This is a genomic window from Allobosea sp. ASV33 (assembly GCF_016428755.1).
GTDB lineage: Bacteria > Pseudomonadota > Alphaproteobacteria > Rhizobiales > Beijerinckiaceae > Allobosea.
The window spans coordinates 1-319 of sequence record NZ_JAELTI010000270.1 but is presented as its reverse complement, the minus strand read 5'-3'; the positions used below and the strand labels follow the sequence as shown (position 1 = coordinate 319).

The 319-nt window shown below is 77.4% G+C and carries 1 protein-coding gene and 1 pseudogene; one reads left to right on the top strand and one right to left on the bottom strand.

Annotated elements, in window-relative coordinates; all coding sequences use genetic code 11:
* Window positions 1-185: hypothetical protein (locus JHD80_RS27505; RefSeq protein ID WP_199093780.1), on the top strand; the 185-nt coding region annotated here is incomplete at its 5' end.
* Here JHD80_RS27505 and JHD80_RS29445 read toward each other — a convergent pair.
* Window positions 160-319, bottom strand: a pseudogene (locus JHD80_RS29445) (Patatin); the annotation flags it as partial. The gene JHD80_RS27505 and the pseudogene JHD80_RS29445 sit on opposite strands and share 26 nt — an antisense overlap.

The following is a 319-nucleotide window of genomic DNA, read 5'->3' as shown; positions in this document are numbered from 1 at the left end:
CCCCCCCCCCCCCCCCCCCCCCCCCCCCCCCCCCCCCCCCCCCCCCCCCCCCCCCCCCCCCCCCCCCCCCCCCCCCCCCCCCCCCCCCCCCCCCCCCCCCCCCCCCCCCCCCCCCCCCCCTTTCCAACCAGAAGACGGCATACGCGATCGCGCCTAGAGTCTCGTGGGCTCGGAGATGTGTATAAGAGACAGGCCCGGCAGCGCGTAGGAGGCGGTCAGCGCCTCGACCAGCGGGCCATGGGTCAGCCAGATCTCGTGGCCGAAGCCGAGCTCGGTCGCCACGGCGACGAAGCGGTGGTTGAGATCCTCGATTCGAAGG